17 protein-coding genes and 4 tRNA genes are annotated in these 24,789 nt (G+C 67.0%); 11 read left to right on the top strand and 10 right to left on the bottom strand.

Going from position 1 to position 24,789, the window contains the following annotated elements; genetic code table 11:
* Nucleotides 1–149: 149 nt before the first annotated feature.
* From ACTODO_RS10420 to ACTODO_RS02295, 4 genes are all read right to left on the bottom strand, one after another.
* Complete coding sequence (locus tag ACTODO_RS10420) at nt 150–728, bottom strand: excalibur calcium-binding domain-containing protein (RefSeq protein WP_003790922.1); 579 nt, start codon at nt 726–728, stop codon at nt 150–152.
* 214 nt (nt 729–942) lie between these two features.
* Nucleotides 943–1,018, bottom strand: a tRNA-Phe gene (locus tag ACTODO_RS02305).
* 27 nt (nt 1,019–1,045) lie between these two features.
* Nucleotides 1,046–1,119: transfer RNA gene (locus ACTODO_RS02300), tRNA-Asp, on the bottom strand.
* 49 nt (nt 1,120–1,168) lie between these two features.
* Nucleotides 1,169–1,244, bottom strand: a tRNA-Glu gene (locus ACTODO_RS02295).
* A 163-nt stretch (nt 1,245–1,407) separates the two neighbouring features.
* On the opposite strand from ACTODO_RS02295, the gene ACTODO_RS02290 reads away from it, so the two are divergent.
* The 4 genes from ACTODO_RS02290 (at nt 1,408) to ACTODO_RS02275 (ending at nt 7,139) form a co-directional block, all read left to right on the top strand.
* Complete coding sequence (locus ACTODO_RS02290; RefSeq protein ID WP_003790919.1) at nt 1,408–4,665, top strand: mechanosensitive ion channel domain-containing protein; 3,258 nt, start codon at nt 1,408–1,410, stop codon at nt 4,663–4,665.
* Between the two features lie 114 nt (nt 4,666–4,779).
* Entirely contained in the window at nt 4,780–5,796 is a 1,017-nt protein-coding gene (locus ACTODO_RS02285) for a DMT family transporter (RefSeq protein WP_003790917.1), read from the top strand.
* Nucleotides 5,797–5,877: 81 nt separating this feature from the next.
* Nucleotides 5,878–6,282 carry a peptide-methionine (R)-S-oxide reductase MsrB gene (gene msrB, locus ACTODO_RS02280; protein WP_003790914.1) on the top strand — a complete coding sequence of 135 codons (405 nt, stop codon included), beginning with the start codon at nt 5,878–5,880 and terminating at the stop codon, nt 6,280–6,282.
* Complete coding sequence (locus tag ACTODO_RS02275) at nt 6,279–7,139, top strand: EamA family transporter (RefSeq protein ID WP_003790911.1); 861 nt, start codon at nt 6,279–6,281, stop codon at nt 7,137–7,139. Before msrB ends, ACTODO_RS02275 begins: the two co-directional genes overlap by 4 nt.
* Before the next feature lie 370 nt (nt 7,140–7,509).
* On the opposite strand, the gene ACTODO_RS02270 is transcribed toward ACTODO_RS02275, so the two are convergent.
* The 3 genes from ACTODO_RS02270 to ACTODO_RS02260 all read right to left on the bottom strand — a co-directional run bounded on the left by ACTODO_RS02270 (nt 7,510) and on the right by ACTODO_RS02260 (nt 11,158).
* Nucleotides 7,510–8,754 (bottom strand): multidrug effflux MFS transporter, encoded by a 1,245-nt coding sequence (locus ACTODO_RS02270; RefSeq protein WP_003790909.1) that lies wholly within the window; start codon nt 8,752–8,754, stop codon nt 7,510–7,512.
* 139 nt (nt 8,755–8,893) lie between these two features.
* The gene (locus ACTODO_RS02265; protein ID WP_003790907.1) at nt 8,894–11,017 is read right to left on the bottom strand and encodes a PfkB family carbohydrate kinase; all 2,124 of its coding nucleotides are present in this window, start codon (nt 11,015–11,017) and stop codon (nt 8,894–8,896) included.
* 69 nt (nt 11,018–11,086) lie between these two features.
* A tRNA-Lys gene (locus tag ACTODO_RS02260) sits at nt 11,087–11,158 on the bottom strand.
* A 31-nt stretch (nt 11,159–11,189) separates the two neighbouring features.
* Between ACTODO_RS02260 and ACTODO_RS02255 the strand changes: the two genes are divergently transcribed.
* Complete coding sequence (locus ACTODO_RS02255) at nt 11,190–11,819, top strand: hypothetical protein (RefSeq protein WP_003790905.1); 630 nt, start codon at nt 11,190–11,192, stop codon at nt 11,817–11,819.
* A 134-nt stretch (nt 11,820–11,953) separates the two neighbouring features.
* Complete coding sequence (locus ACTODO_RS02250; RefSeq protein ID WP_003790903.1) at nt 11,954–13,204, top strand: NUDIX domain-containing protein; 1,251 nt, start codon at nt 11,954–11,956, stop codon at nt 13,202–13,204.
* A 182-nt stretch (nt 13,205–13,386) separates the two neighbouring features.
* Here the strand turns inward: ACTODO_RS02250 and ACTODO_RS02245 are convergent, their stop codons facing one another.
* From ACTODO_RS02245 to ACTODO_RS02235, 3 genes are read right to left on the bottom strand one after another with little or no spacing between them, the layout of a single operon-like run.
* Nucleotides 13,387–13,824: a septum formation family protein gene (locus tag ACTODO_RS02245; protein ID WP_003790902.1), complete on the bottom strand. Its 438-nt coding sequence runs from the start codon at nt 13,822–13,824 to the stop codon at nt 13,387–13,389.
* On the bottom strand, nt 13,824–14,888 hold the full coding sequence (locus ACTODO_RS02240) for an inorganic phosphate transporter (protein WP_003790900.1): 1,065 nt from the start codon (nt 14,886–14,888) through the stop codon (nt 13,824–13,826). Before ACTODO_RS02240 ends, ACTODO_RS02245 begins: the two co-directional genes overlap by 1 nt.
* Before the next feature lie 3 nt (nt 14,889–14,891).
* Entirely contained in the window at nt 14,892–15,524 is a 633-nt protein-coding gene (locus ACTODO_RS02235) for a DUF47 domain-containing protein (protein WP_034511851.1), read from the bottom strand.
* Between the two features lie 371 nt (nt 15,525–15,895).
* Between ACTODO_RS02235 and ACTODO_RS02230 the strand changes: the two genes are divergently transcribed.
* The 5 genes from ACTODO_RS02230 (at nt 15,896) to ACTODO_RS02210 (ending at nt 24,716) form a co-directional block, all read left to right on the top strand.
* Nucleotides 15,896–17,731: a phosphoenolpyruvate carboxykinase (GTP) gene (locus tag ACTODO_RS02230; protein WP_003790892.1), complete on the top strand. Its 1,836-nt coding sequence runs from the start codon at nt 15,896–15,898 to the stop codon at nt 17,729–17,731.
* 205 nt (nt 17,732–17,936) lie between these two features.
* Entirely contained in the window at nt 17,937–18,926 is a 990-nt protein-coding gene (locus ACTODO_RS02225) for an AAA family ATPase (RefSeq protein ID WP_003790890.1), read from the top strand.
* A gap of 40 nt (nt 18,927–18,966) precedes the next feature.
* Nucleotides 18,967–19,860 carry a DUF58 domain-containing protein gene (locus ACTODO_RS02220; RefSeq protein WP_003790888.1) on the top strand — a complete coding sequence of 298 codons (894 nt, stop codon included), beginning with the start codon at nt 18,967–18,969 and terminating at the stop codon, nt 19,858–19,860.
* Nucleotides 19,861–20,074: 214 nt separating this feature from the next.
* Nucleotides 20,075–21,676 carry a SpaH/EbpB family LPXTG-anchored major pilin gene (locus ACTODO_RS02215; protein WP_153232447.1) on the top strand — a complete coding sequence of 534 codons (1,602 nt, stop codon included), beginning with the start codon at nt 20,075–20,077 and terminating at the stop codon, nt 21,674–21,676.
* Nucleotides 21,677–21,833: 157 nt separating this feature from the next.
* Nucleotides 21,834–24,716: a CshA/CshB family fibrillar adhesin-related protein gene (locus tag ACTODO_RS02210; RefSeq protein WP_003790883.1), complete on the top strand. Its 2,883-nt coding sequence runs from the start codon at nt 21,834–21,836 to the stop codon at nt 24,714–24,716.
* The last annotated feature ends 73 nt before the right edge of the window (nt 24,717–24,789 follow it).

Here is a 24,789-nt window from a genome sequence, read left to right as displayed (position 1 = left end):
GCACGTAATTCCATCGAGGGTATTCCAAGCTTTGAAGGAAGGTCGTTGGAATCGCAACGTTATCTGGCGTGCTTGAAAAATGACCGTTGGATATTATGTGCGAAATTTGTCGAGCGCGTCCTCCCTGTCGCCTAGGGGCCTTACTGGCGTTACTCGCAGGCGACCCCGTCGTTGTCACGGTCCAGCTTCGGGTTGTAGCCGGGGTCTCCGCGGTAGAGGGGAGCTGCACCCGCTTCGCGGGCCTGCTTGCAGCTCGAGAAGTGGACGTGCACCGGCGTCGGCTCGGGTGCGGGGGCTGGAGCAGCTGGCTCTTCCGCGGGTTCTTCGGTAGGCACCTCCGGGGCCGGTTCAGGCTCTTCGGTGGCCGGCTCGGGGTCTGGGCTCGGCTCGTCCGAGGCGCTGGAAGGAGTCTCGGTCGGCGTAGGTACTAGTGCTGCGATTTCGCTCTTGGTGACTGTTAGGGTAATTGTCTGTGTCGTGGGGATATCGCTGCCCTGTGCGTCCTGCTCCGTGACCTTGTAGCCGTCCTCGTAGTGCGACTCGGTGATCGACATTCCGTGGTCGTCGACGACCGCGAGTTCCCTGTATCCGGAATTCTGTAGACGCTCGACCGCCTTCGGGAGAGCGTCGCCGACTATGTTGGGTACGTATGGGTCGCAGGCGCTCAGCGCACCCATCATGACGAATGTGCCGACGAGCATGGCGATGAGGCGCTTCCATAGCGACATTGGTACCCCTCCTATTGGGCGAGATAATGTGTGTGACAACACGCATCGTTAGTCGGTATCCTATAGGAGTTGTGGGATTGGTGGGTAATTATGGGTGTGAGTGTTATTGACCTGCGAGCCCGAGGGGTTATGTGCCTGAGGGTGTGATCTGCATTCGCGGCAGCCTTGTCGCGGGCAAAACAAAAACCCCGAAGCTTACGCTTCGGGGACTTGCTGGTGGCTCCGACCGGCGTCGATCCGGTGACCTTTCGATTTTCAGTCGAACGCTCTACCAACTGAGCTACAGAGCCAAGACCTGAACCAAAAGGTCTGGTCGGCGACCCCGACGGGACTTGAACCCGCGACCTCCGCCGTGACAGGGCGGCGCGCTAACCAACTGCGCTACGGGGCCTTACAACAGGTAAGACCTATTGAATTGTTCCAATCACGATTGCGACCGGTGGTACCCCCAACGGGATTCGAACCCGTGTCGCCGCCGTGAAAGGGCGGTGTCCTAGGCCGCTAGACGATGGGGGCCTGCTTGGCCGTCGAACTGGCGTCCGAAGACGGGAGATAGTTTAGGCAGAACGCGCGCGGCACGTCAAAACGAAATTAAGTGACAGCTAACACATTACCGAAAAACGTTGCAATTGTGCGGAATTCCCAGGATTTCATCAGCTGTCCGACCTAGGCTTGATGCATGACTATGACACCAGCACTCGGTGCCCTCGCCCAGGCCTCGGACGCCCTCGCGCGGGCGGCCGCAGACGCGCAATCAGGAGCGGAGGCCGCCGTAACCACGACCATCGACCTCACCCTCCTGATTCTCGGCCCGATTATCGGTGCCTTCGTGGGTGTCGTCGTCTCGGTCCTCCTCTCCGCCCTCTTGCGTAAGGCCCTCGCAAAGGCAGCCACGGCCTCGTCGATCCTGGCACGTGTGCGCCGCCCGGGCCACTTCACGTTCGCGGCCTGGGGAGCGTGGGCGGGACTCGGCATCGCCCTGGTCAACCCCCACCTGTCCGACTGGAACGGCACGTCGATCACGACGTTCCTCATGCACGTGCTGCTCATCGTCGCCCTCGCCTGCCTGACCTGGATGGCGTATGCCGCCGCGTGGGTCTTCGAGGACGCCGCCGAGGCCCGCCAGGATTCTGACCAGGGACGCTCGCGCCGCTTCGAGACCCAGGCCCAGGTGCTGCGCCGCCTCACCCAGTCGATCGTCGTCGTCGTGGGCGTGGTCGCCATCATCAGCACCTTCGAGGTCGCCCGCCACGCCATGACCACCGTCCTGGCCTCCGCCGGCGTGATCTCGGTGATCTTCGGTCTCGCCGCCCAGCAGACCCTCGGCAACGTGTTCGCTGGCCTGCAGCTAGCCTTCACCGATGCGATCCGCGTGGGCGACGTCGTCGTCGCCGGCGAGAAGAAGGAAACCGGCTCCGTCGAGGAAATCACGCTCTCCTACGTGGTCGTGCGCATCTGGGACGAACGCCGCCTCATCATCCCGTCGCGCTACTTCACGCAGACGCCCTTCGAGAACTGGACGCGCCGCGCCGCCGCCCAGCTCGGCACCGTCGAGCTCAAGCTCGACTGGTCCGCGCCCATGACCCTCATCCGCGCCAAGGTCGAGCAGCTCCTGACCGCCACCGACCTATGGGACGGTCGTACGTGGGGCGTGCAGATCACGGACTCCGACGAGTACACGGTCACCGTGCGCGTCCTCGTCTCCGCGAAGAACTCCGGTCACCTCTCCGACCTACGCGCCTACATGCGCGAGCAGCTCATCTCGTGGATCGTCACCGAAGAGCCGTGGGCGCGCCCCGCCCAGCGCATCGAGCCGCGCCAGACCGTCACCGTCGAGCAGGACATGAGTCGCGAACGCATCGCGCGCCTGGCCGCCGAGCTCGCCGGGATCTCCGGCACGAACGAGGCCGTGGCCGCCACGGGCACGTCGGCTTCCCACGCGGGTACGCCCGAGTCGGCCGGCGAGCAGTCCGGCGCCGCGACAGGTGGCGCCGCCTCCGCGATCTCCGCGTCCGCCGCCACGGCTGCCGCCCCCAAGGACCCCGCCCACGCCGCGCGCATGGTCGCCGCCCGCCGCAAGGCCAAGCGCGCCCGCCGCCGCGCCATGGCCGACCGCCAGCGCGAACTCGCCGAGGGTGGCCCCAGCGCCTCCCGCGACGAAACCCAGGTGATCTCCAAGAGCGCGCTCCGCAAGATCATCGAGGCCGCCGGCAACGCGAACCCGCAGCTCACTCAGACCCTCACCACGACCTCCATCGGCCGAGGCGAACGCTTCTTCTCAGGCTCCGCCGAGGCCGAGGAACGCGCCGCCGCCCTCACGGGCCCGGGTGAAGAGGTCTACGCCGAGCGAGAGGCCGAGGCCCGCCGCGCCCAGGAGCGCCGCGAAGCCCACAAGCGCCGCGAAGCCGAGGCCCTCGACCCCGCGGCAACCCTTGCCCTGGCGGCCGTCGGCGTTGAGCCGGTGGTTGCTGGCAATGAGGCGCCCGACAACGAGGAGCCCGAGGCTGCTCAGGATGTGGCCGCTAATTATGCGGCCGCCGATTCTGCGGAGGTTGCGGGTGTCGTCGCCGAGCGCGCGGACGATGCGACCGTGAAGGAGGTCGCGGCTGACTCTGTCGCGGCGCCCGAGGGTGCCATTGCGGCCGATTCTGCGCCAGACGATTCCGTCGACAAGCAGCCTGAATCTGCTGCCGCTGGATCCGACATCGCTGATGACCAGACCGAGGGCGTAAAGCGTGAGGCCGACGCGCAGTACGCCGATGGCGCTTCCGCTGAGGAACAGGCCGCCGACGTGCAAGCTGCCCCCGCGCAGGGTGAGGCCCCCGCCGACGCGGCCACCGATGCTGGCGCATCCGCCGATTCCGGCGTCTCGCGCGCCGCCGATTCGCAGGAGGGCAGCGCCCCCGTCGAGGACGCTGAACCTGAGGGCGCACCCGCCCCCGACGCACCCGAGGAAACGGGCGACGAGGAGGAGGTCCAGGCCTCGTCGGACGTCGAACTGTCCCCGGACGAGCAGGAGACCACGCCGATCCCCGCGCGTGAAACATCCGTGAAACATCCCGTGCAGGTGCCCCCGCCCGTGCGCACGGGCCGACCCGTCATGACCGACACAGTCCAGGCGATCGCGCCGGCGCTCGTGCCGCCGCCCGCGCCGACCCCCGCCGAGATGGCCGCATCGCGCGCGCCCGAGGACGAGGCCGACGAGCCCGCCGTCCACCCCGGCTGGTACGCGGTCGCCGAAGAGGCCCGCCTCGACGCGGAAACCCGCCCCACGCCCACGGTGAAGCACGCGCGCGTGTCCATCATGGACTTCTTCCCCGCCGTCGCCCACACCGGCGCCGAGGCTGACGTCCTGCGCGCCGTCACCGGCCAGATCCCGGCCGTCGAGCCCCGGGAACCCAAGCCCGAGAACGCCGAGTCTGCGGTGGTCGAAAAGGCCACGTTCGACGATGCCGCGGCGCCCGAGAGCGAGCCCGCGGAGGACGTGGCCCCCGAGGTTGAGGCGCGCGAGGCCAAGGCTGCGGAGAAGGACGCCGCCGACGAACCCACTGCCGACGAGACCGCCGTCATGGATCCCGTGGAGGCAGCAGAGGCTGGCGCGCTCGACTCGGACGCCACGCAGGTCCTGCCCTCGGTCGACGAGCCCTTGGACGAGACCCTCGTGATGCCCGCTGCGGCCATCGCCGAGCCGGCTTCTGAGGCCGCGAAGGCTGCGGAGGCCGCCGCGACAGACGTCTCTGCGGCGGAAGAGGAAGCCCCGACGAAGAAGGAGCCCGCCAAGAAGACAGCCTCCACCAAGGCCGGCGCGAAGAAGGCTCCCACGAAGAAGGCCACCTCGAAGAAGCCCGTCGCCAAGAAGGGTGCCGCCAAGAAGGCGGCTCCCAAGAAGGCAGCAGCAAAGAAGACCTCCAACGCAGGGCCCTCCACCAATGAGTGATGGGGATAGGTGAACGGGCCCCGGCCTCGTCAATGAGGCCAGCGCGAGGAAAACGGACCGCCCGGGCCCGTGCACATATGTGCGTGGGCGCGGGCGGTCCGTGACAATAGAGGCATGACCGCTCCTGATCCCACCGTCCACAGCGAGACGCCGGGCCCGCAGGCTGCGCTTGACGCACAGACTGTGCCTGGCTACCAGGCCGCCCTCGACCCGCAGGATTCTCCTGGAGGGCGCGTTGTCGGTGCCGACCATGCTGCCCTCGCTGCCAGGCTCGTTCTTCCGATCATCGGTATTGCTCTGGCCGGAACGATCCTGGGTGTCGCAACTCCCATCACCATTGCGTGGATGATCCTGGTCCCTGCGGCGATCGTCCTCCTCGTATGGAAACGGCCCTGGCGTCAGCGCCTCGACCTGCGTGGGCTGGGCATTGCCGCGCTCGTTGGGCTCCTGGAAGTCGGCTACGCCAGCCTCGTCTTCTCGGCGATGAACCATCTGCTCGTAGGTACCGTTGCGGTGTTCTTGATGACCATCATCATTCCTGTTGGTGTGGTCCACGGGCGGGGGAAGCTTCGCTTCCTCAGCTTGGCTCTCGCCCTGGCGGGGCTGGTCGCGTTCGTGAGCCAGGCACCCCCGAGCACCGTTAACGGCAATGTGCAGCAGGCGAGCATGATGGCGAGTATCTTTGCTGGTCTCTCCCTGTTGCTCCTAACGGCGGTGCAGGCTGCCGTACCGCGCCTCGGCTACGACCGCGGCACGATCCGCGGGGTGGGACTCACGATCGCCGCCGCGGGATTTGGTGTGTGGGACGCCGTCTCCGGTGTAATGCCCGCCCTGACCGGGTCTTTTATCGCGGTCATCGTTGCGGTAAGCCTCCTGATGTTCATCATTCCCGCCGTGCTGCTTCGCGTCGGCGATCAAGGGGCATATACGCGAACTGCAGCCCGCTACAACGCCTTCTACCCCGCAGTTGCGATGGTTGTCGGTGGCATCGTGCTCGGACAGGTTCCGAGCCTCCTTGACCTCCTCGGTCTCGCGCTCTTCACCGGCGCGCTCTGGACCATGTCGAGCGTGACGATCGTTCCGCGGCGCCTCTTCGGCAAGCGCGGGTCCGGAGCGGTGGCCGCGGACTGAGCCCCCGCCTCGTCGATCGAGGTGCGCAAGGAAAGCGGCCGCACGCGTGCGAGGGCGCGGGCGGCGCGGGACAATAGAACCATGAACGCTACTGATCCCGCTGCCCGCACCGACGCCGAGTGGAAGAAACTCCTGAGCCCTATGCGCTACCACGTGCTGCGCGAAGCCGGCACCGAGCGCCCCTTCACCGGTGAGCTCCTCGACGAGGCGCGCGTCGGCACCTACTCGTGCGCGGCCTGCGGATCCAAGCTCTTCGACTCCGACGCGAAATTTGACTCCTCCTGCGGGTGGCCCTCCTTCTTCCAGGCCCACGACGGCGCGACCGTCGAGAGCGTCGACACCAGCCACGGCATGATCCGTACCGAGGTGCGCTGCGCGACCTGCGACTCCCACCTCGGCCACGTCTTCCCCGACGCGCCCGACCAGCCCACCGGCATGCGCTACTGCATGAACTCGGCGGCCCTCACCTTCGCGCCCGCCCAGTGAACGCGCCCGCGCAGCGCCCCTTCACCGACCGCATCCCGCCCCAGCTCTACATCGTCGGCTCCGGCCTCATCCAGTACGTGGGCGCGGCTCTCGCGGTTATTGCCTTCGCGTCCGTCGAACCCGCCTCCGTCGCCTGGTGGCGCGTCCTGACCGGCGCGATCGTTCTCCTCGCCTGGAAGCGCCCGTGGCGCGGCGGCCTCACGCGCTCCGACCTGGCTATTTCCGCGCTCTTTGGCGTCATCATCCTGACGATGAACTCCTCGTTCTACGAGTCGATCGCGCGGATCCCTCTGGGGACCGCCGTGTCTATCGAGTTCATCGGCCCGGTTGCCGTCGCCGTCATACGAGGCCGTGGCTGGCGGCCGCGCATTGCCGCTGTCCTCGCGTTCGCGGGGGTGGCGTGCATCGGCGGGCTCGCCCTCGACCTCAGCGTGCCGAGCGTGCGCGTAGGCGTCGCCTGGATTCTCCTTGCGGCCCTCGCCTGGTCGGCTTACATCGTCGTCGGGCAGAAGGCCTCGACCACGCGCGACGGGGTCACGAACCTGGCGCTCGGATGCGCGTGGGGCACCCTGTTTTTCGCGCCCATCCTCGGGCCGGGCGCGATGGCACCCCTAGCCTCGTGGAAGCTGGTCGCCATCGTCGTCGGGGTGGGCCTCCTGTCCACCGCGATTCCCTACACCTTCGAGGCGCTCGCGATGCGGCGCCTGGCGGCGTCGACCTTCGCGCTGTTTGCCGCGATCCTGCCGGCCACCTCCGCCCTGGTCGGGGCCGTCATGCTCCGTCAGATTCCCGGCGTCTTCGAGCTGATCGGTCTGGTCCTGGTGTCGGTCGCGGTCTGGCTGGCCTCGCGCGATTAAGGGTTTTCGGCGGGGCACTTTCCCGGTTTTCTGTGCCGGTGTGTCCGCGCCATCCCTCAGGTGCGCATCAGTGCGGCCTGACGCCTGCCGATGTGCCGGCGGTCGGATGCGCGCACGTTGCGATGTTACAAACGTCGTCAAACCACCCCGTTTTTCAAGGGGGTTTAGCGCTCCTTGTTACAAACGTCGTCAATCCAAGCCCGAAATCGGCTTTTTCTGGCGTTTTAGCCTGCGGATTGACGACGTTTGTAACATGCGGGGTCGGAGACGCGTTGAAAATGCTGCGGATTGACGACGTTTGTAACAACAGCCGGGCGCGTCGGCCTTTCGAGGGGTTCCTATGGGTTTTGTCCGGGGGTGTTGAAGCCCCTCAGTCGAGGCTGAGGTGGCGAGGCGTGTGCTTGCCACCGCGGGCGATCACCCAGAACGCGAACCACGCGCCCACCGAGCCGACGATCATGACGAGCACCATCGGCACGGCGCTGTCGCCGCCCGAGGTCGCCAGGGGAGCGGCGATGCCGTTCGCGATCGACTGGAACACGCCCATGACGGATGAGGCCGTGCCTGCGTGCTCGCGCGCCTCACTCATGGCTTGCGCGCCCGAGTTACCGAAAATGAACGCGGTCGCCGTCATGATGAGGGCGAAGCCCACGCACGTGAGGATCAGCGGTAGGTCAAGGACGAACGTCGAGATCGCGAGTGTCACCACGCCGGTCGCGGCGATCGTGAGGCCCGTGATGATGAGCGTGCGCGGCGTGAAGTGCGAGATCAGGCGCACGTTGACCAGCGCGAAGCCCGTCGACAGCAGCGCATTAAACGCGAACACCCACGCGAAAGCCATGGGGGACAGGCCCAGCGGTCCCTGCAGCACGTACGTGGCGTTCGAGATGTAGCCGAACATGCAGAAGCTCGAGAAGGCGTTGGTCAGCATGAAGCCCACGAAGGGGCGGATGCGCACGACCTGAACGAGGCCGGAGAAGAACCGGGGGATACCGCCGGGGTGGCGGCGCTCCTCGGGCAGGGACTCGGGCACGACGAACCACGCGAGGGCCGCCATGAGCAGCGTGAAGCCGGCGAGCGCCCAGAAGACGACCCTCCACGTCGCGTGCGTGATGATGAACGCGCCGAGGACAGGGGCGAGCATCGGCGCGAAGCCCACGATCGCCTGGAGGAGGCTCATCGCGCGAGCCAGCGTCTTGCCGTGCGCGACGTCGACGAGGATCGCGCGCGCCACCGAGGAGGCGACGCCGCCGCCGAGGCCTTGGAAGACTCGGCCAACGAGGAGTACCCAGATGTTGGGCGTGAACACGCAGATCATGGAGCCGACGAGGGCGATGATGCCGCCTGCGATGATGGGGCGGCGGCGGCCGATCTGGTCCGAGATGGCGCCGCCCAGGACCTGGCCGGACGCGTAGCCCACGAAGAAGGTTGTGAGCGTGAACCCGAGCATCGTCGAGTTCGTCGCCAGGTCCGCCGTGATCTGCGGGAACGCGGCTGAGTACATGTCGGTCGCCATCGGGGGCACGGCGTTCTGTACGGCCAGCGTGATCAGCAGGGCAACCGTGAGCGCCCCGCCGACGATCCCGCCGCGGTCCTGGGTGTCGTGATTCGTCATGATGTGATTGTGCACCCACGGGGGCGCAAAATAGACGACTCGATTGAATATTCAACGCATCTCGCACGCCGCGGGCGCTGACGTGCGTACATGTGCGCAGGCGTGCAGTGCTCCCGCTCAGCGAACACCTCGACCGCGCTCACTCCTCGTCGTTGCTCGTCTCCAGCGCGTCCGCCGCGGCCTCGATCTCCTCGCGCGTGGGGCACGAGGCCGGGCCGACGACTGTCGTCGACAGCGCGCCCGCGCAATTGGCGAGGAGCAGAGCCCGCTCCAGGGGAATACCCAGGGCGAGGGAGGCTGCCAGGGTGCCGGAGTGTGCGTCGCCTGCGCCGTTCGTATCGATCGCCTCGACCTGAGGCGTCGGGATGTGGGCCGCATCCTCATTGCCGGCATTCGGCGCTGTCCCGGCGGGGCGCACAAAGTATGCGCCCTCGGCTCCTGCGCGCACGAGAACGGGGCGATCCAGCACAGCGCGCACCCCTTGAGCCACTTCGTAAGGCTGGTCGCATCGGTTGCGAACGCTCGCATGGCCTCTCTGGTGAACGATCTCCTGAGCCTCCCTGCGGTTCATCGACACGATGACGTCGTCGGAGGGCAGCTCTCCCGGGATCCCGATGACTGGGGAGACATCCAAGACGACGTGTACGCCCTCGGGGAGGGCGCGCAGCGCCGCCTCCGCGGCCTCGCGGTTCGCGGGATGGTCCATGAGGTAGCCGTCGACGTAGAGCACGTCGCCCGGGTGCATCGTGCGCACGAAGTCAGCCCATGCGCTCGCGGGTGCCATCGTCTCGGCACCCTTTGTGGAGATGAAGGTGCGCTCGCCCGTGCGGTCCGTGAACGCGATGCAGAACCCGTTGTCAATGCCCACGACGCGAGGCCCGAGGTCCACGATCCCCTCGCGCGCGAGTGCCGCCTGAATGAGCGAGGAGTAGGGGCCCTCGCCGATAGGGCTGAGGGAGACGGCCTCGACACCCATGCGCCGCGCCGCCACGAGGGCGTTGAAGCCGCCGCCCACGTGCATTCCCTCGTCGATGGCCCACACGTCGCCGCCGGGGGAGGGGAGGGCCTCGCCGCGCACGGCGAGGTCCACGAGGATCTGCCCCATGAGGACGACCCGGCCCGCGGGGGAGGCTGGCGACGAGGTGGGGGCTGGCGCCTCCGGAGACGCGACGCCGTGCGAAACCTCGGGCCTGGCGTCCGAAGAGGCATCCGTTGCAGCGTCCTCCGGGCGCCCGACAATCGCCTGATCGCGTAGCGCCAGGAGATCTCCGGCGACGGTGGACAGGCCGAGGTGGGAAACCTCCTCGATCATCGAGAGGCTGTCTGTGGGGAGAACCTCGACGCCGAGGGCCGCGCCCAGGATCGCGCCCGCGATCGCGCCGATCGTGTCGGTGTCCCCGCCGATGTTGGCGGCATCCATCAGAGCCTGCGGGGAGGGATCTCGCGCGAGCAGCGCGAAGGCCATGGGGATCGCGTGCGCCGAGGCCACGGATGTTCCCACCTGTTTGACGAGGCATTCCAGGGATGATGAGGCGGGGTTGACGGCCAGCTGCATGGCCCTGCGCGTCGCGGCGATGACGTCTGGGTCTGGGGTCCACGCGCCGCGATCGGGGAGGGAATCGACGTAGGTGACGGCCTTCCACAGCAGGCCCCTCAGATCCAGGGAAGGTGAGCGCGCCGCGTCAATACCCATGGATACGGCTGCCGCCACGAGGGCAGCCGACTGGAAGCCCTGTCGCGTCGCGTGCGTGACCCGGCACGACGACCACACGGCCTCGGCGAAGGCCTCCGGATCCTCCGTCGAGACCGCAATACCGATCGGGGTGACGCGCATCGCCGCGCCGTTTGTGGTGCCCTCGCCGCCTACGGTCAGCGGGTCCTCGCCCGCGCGCACGCGCTCGAGTGCCGCCTTCGTTGAGGGGCCAAGCAGGTCGAGTGACCCGCGCTCGATCATTGAATCCTCCCAGGCCAACAGGGCGTGGGCGAACTCGACCGCATTGAGGGAAACGCGACCCGAGGACGAGCCCTGGCCTCGTATTAAGAGGGACGCGACCAGCAGCGCCTGTTCCGTGTCGTCCGTGACCGACCCCGCCGGCATCCCCGGCGCGTAGGGCTGGGAGGCGTCGCCGTCGACGAGGCCGGTGATGCGCCCGTACACCGCGCGGATCTGCGCAGGTGACATCTCCTGCGTCGGCATGCCCAGCGCGTCTCCGAGAGCCAGGCCCGCCAGGGCGCCATGCGCGTGAGAAAGACGAGGATCCATGCTGCACCTCCAGCGCGGGCGCGCGCCCGCAGATAGCGTGAACGCCCCGGAAAATCCCGAGGCGACCAGTAGGCCCAGGGGGACTCGAACCCCCAACCTACGGATTAAAAGTCCGCTGCTCTACCATTGAGCTATAGGCCCAGCAGCCCCATTGTAGGAGGAAGTAGTCCCCATGGCCCAATCGAAGATGCCGCGACGCCCCGCCATGCTTGACGCCGCCAGGGCTGACGCCATCATCGGCGACGAAGACCCCGCGGCCAGCGCCGCCGTCGCCCACACCGCCGCCTGGGCCCTCATGGGCGTGGGCGACGAGACCTTCACCGATGCCGACGTGGCTCGCCTGCGCGAGACCGTGCGTACTAGCGGGGTCGACACGATCGCGCACGTGTGGTCGCGCAGCCCAGAGTTCACCCTCCCCGGCGCGCTGTGGCGCGTCTACCTGCTGCACGAGTGGTACCACCGCGACCCTCTCCTGGTGGCCGAGCGCTACGCCGAGGGCTCGCGCGCGCCCATCATCCAGGGCCTCGAAGCCCCCGTTGAGCTGCGTCCCCTGAGCCTCATCATGGAGGAAGTCGACTCGCTGCTGCGCGGCGACCTGACCGACGACGACCTGGACTACGTGCTGGGCGAGGCCTCGCGCGCCATGCGCGTGCTCGCCGCCGGCGAGGCCGGGGCCCTGTGGATCGAAGACCCCGCCGACCCGCTCGCCCACCGCGTCACCATGCGTCACTCCGCGCTGCTGGTCACTGCCGACGAACTCGATGTCGCCGCGCGCGAGGCGGCCGTCGGCACCCTCGACTGAGCCCGCGTTCGCAGCGTCGTTGCTGATCTCGGCGTACCCTGGACGGCCTCGTGGAAGGCCCGAACCGGGGTGACGTGGCGCGCCCACCAGGGCACGGGCGCGCGCGGGCGACTACCCTTGTCCCTATGCGTCCGATGCCAGCCCCCCGCCCCCAGCGACTCGTTCGCTCTGCGGGCGCGCTTGTCTGGCGCTTCACGGACCCCGAGCGCGTCGCTGTCCCCGGCGAGTCCATCGACCCAGCAGACATCGAAGTCCTCATGGTTCATCGGCCGCGCTACCACGACTGGTCCTGGCCCAAGGGCAAGACCGAAAACGGTGAATCCCTCGTCGCCGCCGCCGTGCGTGAAGTCGAGGAGGAAACCGGCCAGATCATCACGCTCGGCGCGCCTCTGACGACCCAGCGCTACCGCCTGGGTGGCGGACAGACCAAGGAAGTCCACTACTGGGTGGGCACCCCCGTCCCCGCCGGTCACGCGTCCGAGCGCCTGCGAGCCCCCGTCGCGCGCGCCCCGCGCACCGAAATCGACCAGACTGCGTGGACCTCGCCCGACCGTGCCGCCGACATGCTCACGCGCCGAGGCGACCGCCGCCTCCTCGCCGACATCGTCGCCCGCGCCCGCGAGGGCCGCCTCGTGACAACCACGCTCCTCGTCCTGCGTCCGGGGCAGGGCCTTACTCCGCGCCTCGACGAGGCCGGGGGCGCCCGCGCGACCGCCTCTCCTTCCGCTTCTTCCGGCGGTTCCGCGACACCTGCTGAGGCAGCGGCTCCTTCCAAGCCTCGCCCCGCGCCGACCCCAGCGATGGTGGCGTCGGCCGCGGCCAGGAGGGCCGCCCAGGTGGAGCAGGGCTCGGCGAAGAAGGTTGAGACCGCGCCGGAACCCGTCGACCCGCCGCTCAGCCGATTCGGCGTGCGCCAGGCTTTCGACCTCATCGACCTGCTCTCGAGCTTCGGCGTGGCCCGCGCCTTCGCGTCGCCGGCAGCCCGCTCGCGCCAGAGCCTCACCCCGTGGGCGTCGATGGGCGGGGGCGCGGTGACGCTCGTCGAGTCCCTCGACTTGGCCGTCTCCGGTCCGGACGCACGGATTGACGGCGAGGCGCGCCTCGGACGCGTCCGCGCCTTCGCGGCCGAGCGCCTGCGCGAGCACGCGTCCCCCACGGTCCTGTCGGTCGCGGGAACGGCTCGCGACGCCATCATCGAGGAAATCCGCGCCTACGCGTCGGCTCCCGTCGCCGGCGGCGAGGCGCCGTGCCTGAGGCACGGCCAGGTCCTCGTCGCCCACGTCGAACACGCCGGTGATTCCCTGACGGTCGCCGCCCTCGAAACGCACGGCGTCACCACGAAGGACCCCGCCGTCCGCGCGCGCAAGGCCTCCAAGAAGCACTGAGGCGGCCCGGCATAAGCCGAGCCGCCTCCTCTCCATCCGCGAGGCAGCGGTGTGGAAGAGCGGCCTTCGATAAAGAGTGATCCGCATCGGTCGCATTCGCAGTAGATAGAAGGTAAAAGTATCGGGTGGTGTGCGCCCTAAGGTCACACACCACCCGATGACGTTCGGAGGGTCGACGGACCCTACAGGCCCGACTCCTTCACCGACGAGGTGAGCTTCGAATGATCCAACGGACGCGCCAGGCACACGATCGATCGATCGTTTTGCGCCCACGAATCCTTCGTCGGGATCATCCACGTCGCGTCGAGCGACGAGGTCAGGTAATCCGACCCCACGTACGCGTCGAACGCGGAAATGCACTCGGTCTCGGCCTGCCGGTTGAGCGCCTCGGCGCCCGGGAAATCCCCGTCCGGTGCGGACGCCAAGGCGAAGACCTCAGCGTCGTGCTCGCGCGTGCAGCTGGTCTTATCGATCGTCGTCGCTGTGGTCGCGCTCTTATCCTCCGGCAGGAGGATGCACTGCCCGACTCGCATGTGCATGACGGACGAATCCGAGCATGCCGCGAGCGGGGCGGCGGCAAGAGCCACTACCGCAGCTGTCACGACGAAGCGACCACGCATCAGTGAACTCCCAGAGGCAGCGCCACGACGAGGTACACGATGCCCGACACCAGGGCGGCGGCCGGCAGGGTGAGGAACCACGCGATGACGATGTTGCCCGCGACGCCCCAGCGAACCGCCGAGAAACGCTTCGTGCAACCCACACCCATGATCGCCGTCGACACGACCTGCGTCGTCGAGATGGGGGCGTGAATGACGTAGGAGCACAGGTACAGGATCGAGGAGGACACGGCCTCGGCCGTGAAGCCGCGAGCCGGATCCAGGTCGATGATCTTACGGCCGATCGTACGCATGATGCGTCCGCCGCCGGCCATCGTGCCCAGCGAAATCGCCAGAGCGCCCGACACCTTGACCCACAGCGGCACGTTCATCTCGCCCGTGATGGGATCGAGGATGTTGTGGTGCTCGCCGTAGCCGCCGGCCAGCAGCGCCATGACGATGATGCCCATCGTCTTCTGCGCGTCCTGGATGCCGTGGCCCAGAGCCATGGCCGCCGAGGAGAAACGCTGAGCGGCGCGGAAGCGGCGCATCGTGCGGTGATACTGCGCCTTGCGCAGCGCCCACAGCACGATCTTCATGGCGATGTAGCCGATGACGAAACCGATGATGGGGGAGGCGAACATCGGGATCACGACGTGGCTCATGATGCCCCACCAGTGCACGACAGTGCCGCTCATGAGGCCCGCGCCCACCATGCCGCCGATGAGGGCGTGCGAAGAGGACGAGGGGAGTCCGAACCACCAGGTGATCAGGTTCCAGATACAGGCGCCCAGCAGGGCGGCCAGGATGATGACCAGGCCCTTTTGCTGCATCTCCTGCATGGGAGACTCGGCATAGTCGCTGATCGAAATAATGCCTTTGCCGACCGTCTTTGCGACGGCCGTGCCCATCATGGCGCCGATGACGTTCATCGCTGCGGCCATGAGGAGTGCCGCGCGAGGAGTCCACGCGCGCGTCGACACGGAGGTCGCGATCGCGTTCGCCGCGTCGTGGAAGCCGTTGGTGTAGCTGAAGAACAGCGCGACGGCGATGACGACGCAGACGAGGATCAGATTCAGATCCACGGTTCAGGATTCCTTCAGTGCGAGGGACTCGATGACGTTGGCCAGCTCCTCGAACGCGTCGGCGCAGGACTCGAGGCCCTGGACGATGTCCTTGAGCTTGATGATCGTGATCGGGTCGAGGCCCGAGTCGAACAGGGCCGTGAGGGTGCGGCGGTAGGCCAGGTCGCCCTCGTTCTCGAGGCGGTTGACCTCGATCCAGTAGTCGCGCATGTCCACGGGCGACTTGAGCTTGGGCATGTTCTCGGCGGTCAGGTCCGCGCAGTGCTTGATGACCGCGATCTGCTCGTTGAGCAGGGAGACCAGGGAGGAGGGGATGTCGGCAATGCCGTAGACGACCAGGAGGTCGCCGGCCTCGTCGATGAAGTCGAGGCAGTCGTCCAGGTGCGACGCCAGCGACTGCAGATCCTCGCGGTCGAAAGGCGTGATGAACGAGGAGTTAATGCGCTGAACGATCGCATGGTTCAGTTCGTCGCCGCGGTGCTCGACCTCGTGGAGCTGATCGCGCAGGGCGATGCGCTCCTCGGGGGAGGCGGCGTAGATGTGCGTCAGGAATTCGACGGCCTGCACGAGCTGGCGGGCCTGGGAGGTGAAGTCTTCAAAAAAGTCAGGGCCTTGGGTCTTGTTTCGGAATCCCATGGTGTATTCGGTCCTTCCAATGGTGAGCAGCACTGTTGTGCTACCTGTAATCGTCGGTCATGGGGCGGTGAGACTTCAAGTTCAGAAATGGAATTGCGCCCCCATATTCGGTGTTCTATCTCACGACGATGGGTGAATGGACGACTTCCGTCGCATTCGCGAGGTCGGGGCGGGGTGGGGCGTTCATCAAGACCCTTGTGGGTGGGTTGAAGGTCCCTATCGGTCGGGCGGTGTGTGACGTGTTCGACTACGATTGAGGTGTGACCGGGACCAAGCGCCCGTAAGCGCGGGCGAGGGGTCCGGCATGATTGATTATGTCAATCGGGGACGCAGACGCGGCCCCGACAATCCGAAATGCCTCAGGAGGCAAAATGTCCGTGACTGAACAGGACGTGCGTGCAGCCGCTCCGGCGAACGCTCCCGAAGATGTCATCAAGTGGGTTGCTGAAATTGCTGAGCTGACCACCCCTGACGCCATTGAGTTCTGCGACGGCTCCCAGGAGGAGTGGGATCGCCTGACCTCTCAGATGGTCGAGAGTGGCATGTTCACCAAGCTCAACGAGGAGAAGCGCCCCAACTCGTTCCTGGCTCGCTCCAAGCCGTCCGACGTTGCGCGTGTTGAGTCCCGTACCTTCATCTGCTGTGAGAAGGAAGAGGACGCCGGCCCGACGAACCACTGGGCCGACCCCAAGGAAATGAAGGCCATCCTGCGTGAGAAGTTCACGGGCTCCATGAAGGGCCGCACCATGTACGTGGTGCCCTTCTCCATGGGCCCCCTGGGCGGCCCCATCTCCCAGCTCGGTATTGAGATCACCGACTCCCCCTACGTTGTCGTCAACATGCGCATCATGACCCGCATGGGTGCTGCTGCCATGGACCTCATCAACGAGGGCCGCGTGTGGGTTCCCGCCGTTCACTCGGTCGGCGCTCCCCTTGAGCCCGGTCAGGAAGACGACACCTGGCCCTGCAACGACGAGAAGTACATCACCCACTTCCCCGAGACCAACGAGATCTGGTCCTTCGGTTCGGGCTACGGCGGCAACGCCCTGCTCGGCAAGAAGTGCTTCGCGCTGCGTATCGCCTCGACGATGGCGCGCCGCGACGGCTGGATGGCCGAGCACATGCTCGTCCTGCGCCTGACGCGGGAGTCCACGGGCCAGCAGTTCCACGTCACCGCCGCCTTCCCGAGCGCCTGCGGCAAGACCAACCTCGCCATGCTCCAGCCCACGATCCCCGGCTACAAGGTCGAGACCGTCGGCGACGACATCGCGTGGATGCGCCCCGGCCCGGATGGCCGCCTGCGCGCCATCAACCCCGAGGCGGGCTTCTTCGGCGTCGCCCCCGGCACCTCCTACAAGACCAACCCCATGGCCATGGAGACCGGCAAGGCGAACTCCATCTTCACGAACGTCGCCCTGACCGACGACGGCGACGTGTGGTGGGAAGGCATCGACGGCGAGGTCCCGGCGCACCTGATCGACTGGCATGGCAACGACTGGACGCCTGAGTCCGGCGAGAAGGCTGCTCACCCGAACAGCCGCTTCACCGTTCCGGCCTCGCAGTGCCCGATCATCTGCCCCGACTGGGAAGCCCCCGAGGGCGTTGCGGTTGACGCCATCCTCTTCGGCGGCCGTCGCGCCACCAACGTCCCGCTGGTCGCCGAGCAGTACGAGCCCGCCCACGGCGTGTTCATCGGCGCCTCCGTGGCCTCCGAGGTCACCGCGGCCGCGACCGACGTCAAGGCCGGTTCGCTGCGTCACGACCCCTTCGCCATGCTCCCCTTCTGTGGCTACAACATGGCCGACTACTGGGGTCACTGGCTGGAGATGCAGGACAAGCTGGGCGACAAGTTCCCGCGCGTCTACCAGGTCAACTGGTTCCGCAAGGACGAGGACGGCAACTTCATGTGGCCGGGCTACGGCGACAACGCCCGCGTCCTGGACTGGATCGTTCGTCGCGCGGCCGGTGAGGTCGAGGCGATCGACGGCGTGACCGGCCGCTACCCGAAGTTCGAGGACTTCAACCTCGACGGCCTGGACATCGACGAGGCCGTGTGGGCCAAGCTCTTCGCGATCGATCCCGACGCGTGGGCCGCCGAGATGGACGACACGGAGGAGTACTTCTCGCAGTTCGGCGATAAGCTCCCCGCCGCCATCACCGAGCAGCTGGCGAAGTTCCGCGAGCGCATCGCCGCCGCGAAGGCCTGAGTCGCAGCATCGTCCGCTTCAAGCGGCGCAGCGGGGGATCCGACCGAGAGGTCGGGTCCCCCGCTGCTTGTCCCCACCGTCCCCGGTAGCGTCCAAGACACTGGACGAGGGGAGCGGGCGCGCCCGTCCCACGGGTTCCCGAAAACGTAGTGAGCGCACTAAACTAACCACAGCACCACTTTTCCCGTGCCCACTAGGAGACTTCGTGGCCGAATACCTGACAGATGCGGAACTCGCCCAGGCGAAGGACATGCTCAACCGCATAACCATGATCTACCAGGCGAAAGTTGTCGGGCAGGAGGATCTGCGGACGGCGCTGACGGCATGCCTGCTGGCAGGCGGTCACGTCCTGGTCGAGTCGGTGCCCGGTCTGGCCAAGACCACCGCAGCCCAGACTTTGGCCTCGGCGGTGTCGGGAACGTTCCACCGGATCCAGTGCACTCCGGACCTCATGCCCAACGACATCGTTGGATCTCAAATCTGGAACCAGGCTTCGGGTGAGATGGTCACCCAGCTGGGACCCGTCCATGCGAACCTGGTCCTGATGGACGAGATCAACCGTTCCAGCGCGAAGACTCAGTCCGCGATGCTGGAAGCAATGCAGGAAGGGCAGACGACGATCGGCGGAGTCAACCACCGCCTTCCCCGCCCGTTCATGGTGATGGCCACCCAGAACCCCATCGAAGAGGAGGGAACGTACGTCCTCCCCGAGGCGCAGATGGACCGTTTCCTGCTCAAGGAGATCATCACCTACCCGGCCCCCGTCGACGAGCTTGAGGTCCTTGAACGCATCGACTCGGGAGTGATGAGCCTGCCCACCTCCTCCGAGCCCGTGTCCATCACGGACGTGCTGCTGCTCCAAGATCTGACGCGACGCATCTACGTGCACAGCACGCTCAAGGCGTACATCGTCGACATCATCAACACCACGAGGGGCGCCGGACCCAATCCGCTGCCGGGTTGGACCAAGCACGTGCGTGTGGGCGCCTCGCCGCGAGGCGCCATCGCACTCATGCAGATATCCCAGGCGCTGGCCCTCATGGACGGGCGCAACTACGTGGTTCCCGACGACATCAAGAAGCTGCGCTACGGCATCCTGCGGCACCGTATCATTCGTACCTTCGATGCCCTCGCCGACAACGTGTCGGTGGAGGGGCTCATCGACGCGGTGTTCAACGCGGTTCCGGTGCCGTGACGGGGGCGCTCGTGGACCGGCGATCACCAGGAGAACCAGCATGCCAGTGAGGTCGCGTGAGATCCACGCACTGTCGACGCGCATCCAGTTGCCCGTCCTACGCAAGCTGCTGTCCGTCATGGACGGGCAGCACTCGGCGCTGAGGTGGGGCCGTGGCTGGGAGTTCATGGACCTGGCGCCCTACCAGCCCGGTGACGACGTTCGCGAAATCGACTGGGCGGCGACGGCACGCACCGGTTCGCCGGTCATCAAGAGACACGAGGCCACGGCGAACCTGCAGGTTATGCTCGTCGTCGACACGGGCCGCGAAATGGGCGCTCTCGCCCCGTCGGGTGAGACCAAGGAAGAGGTCGCCCTCACCGCATGCGAGGCGATCGCATGGCTGAGCGTGGCGCGCGGAGACCAGATCGGCCTCGTCGCCGGTGACGCCGAGCGCGTGCGCTTCATGCCCGCCCGATCCGGCAACGCCCACGCCGAAACCATCATGCGCCGCATCGAGGAGGACATCACGCTGTCTTCCCCGCACTCGGACGTGCCCAAGCTCCTGGCGCGCGCGCGGACGGTGACCCGACGCCGCAGCCTCATCGTCATCGTCACAGACGCAACCCAGCCCGAGCCGACGCGTCTGTCCGATGACCTCATCAAGTCCCTGTCCGTGCGCCACCAGGTTATCCAGGTGTCGGTGGCCGACATGAATCCGGCGGATATTGACCAGGATAAAACCGTTATCGACGTCAACGAGGGGCCCCTTCCAGACTTTCTGCGCAGGGATGAACAGCTGGCCCGCGAGGCGAGCATGGTTGTTGAGCAAAGGCGTGCCGCTGTCGCGCACATGCTTGACATGCGCGGCGTCGTCCAGGTGAGCGTGGGCTCCTCGGAGGAGGTTCCGCGGGCGCTGCTCAGGGCGCTGCAGCGCTCGGGAGCCCGTAGATAAACAGGGGTTGGTCCCCCGCGGCCATCGAACCTCTCTCTACCGAGTGGTAGTTAACTGAGACCTAACGCACAGAATTGCCGGTATTTTACATAAGGCCGTGAGATAGCATTCAAATTTCCCGGTAATTATAGTTTTCTCGGGTCATCTCCCATATATTTGTTGCTGAACCATCCATCCCGTCACACATAGTGCGGAAGTTATGAGAGGAAGACCAGTGAGCAGGAAGTACGCGCCCCTCGGGCGGCGAATGATCGCCGCCGCGGGTGCTCTCAGCCTCGGCGTCGCCGGGGTCGTTGCGACCAGCGTCGCCACCTTCGCCGAGGATCCGGCCTACGGCACGATCAACCAGAACGCTACGGGTTCGATCGTCGTCCACAAGCACCTGAAGAACGCCACGGGCACCATGGGCAAGGTTGACGGCACCGCCGACTCCGGCGGCGACGGCGTCGACGGCGTCACCTTCAAGGCCTACAAGGTCTCGGGCCTGGACCTGTCCAAGCCCACCGACTGGGACAAGCTCGCCGCCCTGGCCGACAACATCCCGTCCAATGCCTGCACGGATCCCGCCCACCCGACCCTGGGTGACAATGCGCCCGCCGTCGATGCTCAGGCTGCCGCTGAGGGGACGACCGCAGGCGGTGGCAAGACCACCCTGGCGGGCCTGTCCGTCGCGGCGTACCTGGTCTGTGAGACCGAGGCTCCCGCCGACATCGTCGAGAAGGCCAAGCCCTTCGTCGTCACGATCCCCTTCCCCAACACCACCAACGGTGGCGAGGGCAAGTGGCTCTACGACGTGCACGCCTACCCCAAGAACCAGAAGATCGAGATCGACAAGACCATCTCCGATCAGACCGTGAACGGCGTGGGCCTCGGCTCGCGCGTGCAGTTCCCCGTCTCCACGACGATCCCCAGCCTCGACACTGATACGAACTTCACCTACTTCTACCTGCGCGACCAGCTGGACGACCGCCTCTCCGACGGCAAGGTGGACAAGGTCACCCTGGGCGCCGATACGCTGGCCGAAAATACCGACTACGTGCAGTCCAACACGGGCGGCCTGGTCGTCGTCTCCTTCACGCGCGCCGGCCTGGCGAAGCTGAAGGCGAACCCCAACAAGAAGCTTGAGGCGATCTTCTCCGGCACGGTCTCTGCCATCGGCGACGGCACCATCAAGAACAAGGCCAACCTGGTCCAGGACACGCACTACGGTGCCATTCCTCCGAACGAGCCGCCGTCGACTCCTCCGACCGAGCCGAACAACCCGCCGACCTCCCCCGAGGTCTCCACCGACTGGGGCAACGCCCAGCTCCTGAAGTTCGACGCTAACTCCGGCGCCGCCAAGACCGGCATCAAGGGCGCGAAGTTCAAGGTCTACAACGCCGCCGAGCCCTACGCCGCCGACTGCTCCGCCGCCACCAAGGCCGGCGACGCGATCACGGTGAACAACAAGACCGAGTTCGTCTCCGATGACGCGGGCCTCGTGGCAATCGACGGCCTCTACGTCGGCGACTCCGTCGGCTCCGCCGGCCAGGGGTCCCAGGGTGCGACCAAGCGCTGCTACGTCGTCGAAGAGGTCGAGGCCCCCGCGGGCTACGTCCTGCCGCAGAAGACCACGACCGGCATCTCGGTCTCCAAGGGCGCCCTCGCCGCTGCCACGTACAGCGCGGAGATCGCCAACAACAAGCAGCCCGTTCCCCAGCTGCCCCTCACGGGTGCCAACGGTCAGCTGCTCATGACCATCGGCGGCATCTCTCTGGGACTCATCGCCGTTGGTTCCACCATGGTGATCCGCTCGCGCAAGCGCAGCGAAGCCTGATACCCCGGTTCTTCAGCGGTTCCTTCCGCTGAAGAACCGGGCCCCGCGCGGGTCGGCGCGGCCGCGAGAATGGCTCTCGGGTCGTGCCGACCAGTGGCACGTCCCAGTCAATACTTGTGCGAAAACGATTTACGTCGAACTAATCATTGGAGTTGAAGTGACCCAGCACGCCCGAACACAGCGCCGCGCCACGCGGTTCTCACGCTTCGCGGTCGCGTTCGCGGTCTGCGCGGCTGTCACCGCCGCGCCGATCCTGCCCAACGCGGCCCAGCCTGCCCAGGCTGCGGCCGAGGGAGTTCCCAGCGGGTCTCTGCCCGCGACCTTCGCCACGGGAGGCATGGGACGCTTCAAGGACTCCATCCAGTGGCTCCAGTGGGCTGACTACGACAAGGACTTCAAGGGCAAAGACAAGCCCAACGTCCCCGTCCTCGGCGTGGGCGAGGGGCCGAAGGAGTTCATCAACCACCGCGACCTGGGCGACGCGGGCTCCCTGGTGACCACCTGCACCCTGTCCAACCTCACCCACGACACCCCCGCGCCCGGCACGTCCAAGCAGCAGACCGAGGGGCCCCTGGTCGCCACCATCCCGGGCGCCTGGGCGGGCGACGCCCTGGACAACCTCTACAACGTCGGAGGCCCGGGCTCGTGGAAGGACGGCTCCGAGGTGTGGCACTCCGGGCTGACCTACCCCCAGGACTACGTCAACAAGAACCAGATGGTGATCGGCCTGGCCAACGGCTACGCCTACAACGGGGCCAACGCCTGGGACGGCAAGCCCTGGGATCAGAGCACCGACCACCGACCCACGGGCTACAACGCCCGGGTGAGCGTTGACTACAGCTGCAAGGCCGAGATCTACGGCAGCGACGGCTCGATCACCAACGTGCCGATCCAAGGCCTCGTCTTCGCCGACGCCGAGGCCTCCTCCAGGCGCTTCGGCATCAAGAGCTGGGCCACCAGCGACCGCCAGGATGAATGGGTCCAGGCCACCGTGAAGAAGACCGACGGCAACAAGCCCCCGCGCTGGAGGGTCCTGGACACCATGCGCTCGCAGAAGTGCATCAGCAAGAACACCGGCAAGCAGGTCACCACCGACGGCATCGTCTCCGACGGTGGGCGTACCCTGCGCCTCATGCCCTCCGACGAGGAATGCGTCTACCAGTCGGGCGGCAGCTACTCCAAGCCGAACGGCTACGGCGGCCCCGACGCCGTCATGTTCATGGAGGGCGCCACCTCCGCCACCGTCACCATGCAGGGCGCGGGCTACTCCGCCGTCGCGCTCGGCCTCGTGGTCGCCACCGACTACGGCGACGCCCCCGACTCCTACGGCATCGCCTCCTCCGTCTTCCAGCCCACCTGGGAGGGCGGCGAGGTTCGCTCGACCACCGACCTCTTCCGGGTCTCTCCCCAGGCCAGAATGAACATGGACAGGGTGTCCCCCCGCCTCGGCGCCTACATCGATGCCGAGCCCAACCAGCCCTTCAGCGACGACGCCAAGGGCGACGATACAGACGATGCGACGAACGACGAAGACTCCGTGACCCTACCTGCCGACGGTATCCGCACCGAGCCCGGCGCCACCTACAACCTGTCCCCCACGTGCGCGGGCACGGGCAAGGTGGCCGGCTGGATCGACTGGAACCACAACGGCACCTTTGATGCCGGTGAGAAGTCCAACGAGGCCCCCTGTGCCTCCGGCAAGGCGCAACTGTCGTGGACGGTCCCCGCAGACGTCGTGCGTTCCGTCGACGGCGAGGACGGAGTCGGCAGCGCCACCTACATGCGCCTACGCATCACCGCCGACAAGAACGGCAACGGCCAAAAGCCCGTCGGCGGCACCGCCACCGGCGAGGTTGAGGACTACCGCGTCGCAGTGCGCGTTCCCACCCTGCAGCTGGTTAAGAACGTCGACAACAAGTACGCCACCGCCGAGGTCGCGGGCCTGGGCGCCGACCAGTGGACACTCACCGGCGGCGCGGGCGCCTACACCGCGACGGGCAACGGCACTACGGGAGGCCCCACCGTCGTGCGCACCGGCAACAACGACCTCTCCGAGACCACCGCCAACCCCGCCGGCGCGGGATACGAGATGGGCCAGTGGAGCTGCGAGCAGACCCCCGGAACCGTGGGCGAAAACTACTCCTCGTCCCTCAGTGGCGCCACGACGGACGGACGGGCGCAGCTCCAGGTGCGCGGCACCGACCGCGTCCTGTGCACGATCACGAACACCGCGAAGCCAGGCTCCCTGACCTGGAATAAGGTCGACTCCGACGGAATCACACCCCTGGCGGGTACCACCTGGACCCTGACCGGGCCGAGTGTGCCCCGCAACGCCACGGTCGAGGACTGCACCGCCGGCCCGTGCCCCGCCCAGCCCTACAAGGACCAGGATCCGGCCCCCGGATCCTTCGCGATCAAGGACCTCAAGTGGGGGACCTACACCGTGCGTGAGACCAGCGCCCCCGTCGGCTACCAGGTGAACCTGCAGGCATACACCTTCCCGCAGATCGCCCCCGCTTCCCTCGAGGCAACCCTGAATGCCGCCGTCGTCAACGAACGCAAGACCGGATCACTCACCTGGAAGAAGGTCGACGCGTCGAACACGGCTACCGCGCTGGAAGGCTCGGAGTGGACCATCAGCGGTGGAACCCTGCCGGGCGCCGTCACCATCACGGACTGCAAGGCCGCCTCGGCTGCCCAGTGCCCCAAGCCGGCGGGCGCGACCTACTACGACTCCGACCCGGCCGCGGGTTCCTTCGCGGTGACGGGCCTGCCCTGGAGTGACACTGCGTATACTCTGACGGAGAAGAAGGCCCCGGCCGGCTACCGCCTCGACGCGACGCCGCGACCCTTCACCATCACTAAGGACGCGCTCGACTACGCCTTCGCGCCCATCACCAACGACAAGCAGGGTGTTCCCGCCATCCCGCTTACCGGTGGATTTGGCGCTGACGCCTACGTGATCGGCGGCATCGTCGCTGGCCTAGGCGCCACCGGCGCGGCCGCGGCCATCAGGCGCCGTAAGGCCCGCACGGCATGATGCGCCCCGGGGGACCCGAGAGACGGGTCCCCCGGCGCACGCGCGCTATGGCTCCAGATCCCGACACTGCACC

The sequence above is a fragment of the Schaalia dentiphila ATCC 17982 genome, from assembly GCF_000154225.1.
GTDB lineage: Bacteria > Actinomycetota > Actinomycetes > Actinomycetales > Actinomycetaceae > Pauljensenia > Pauljensenia dentiphila.
This window is presented reverse-complemented; position numbering and strand designations above follow the sequence as displayed.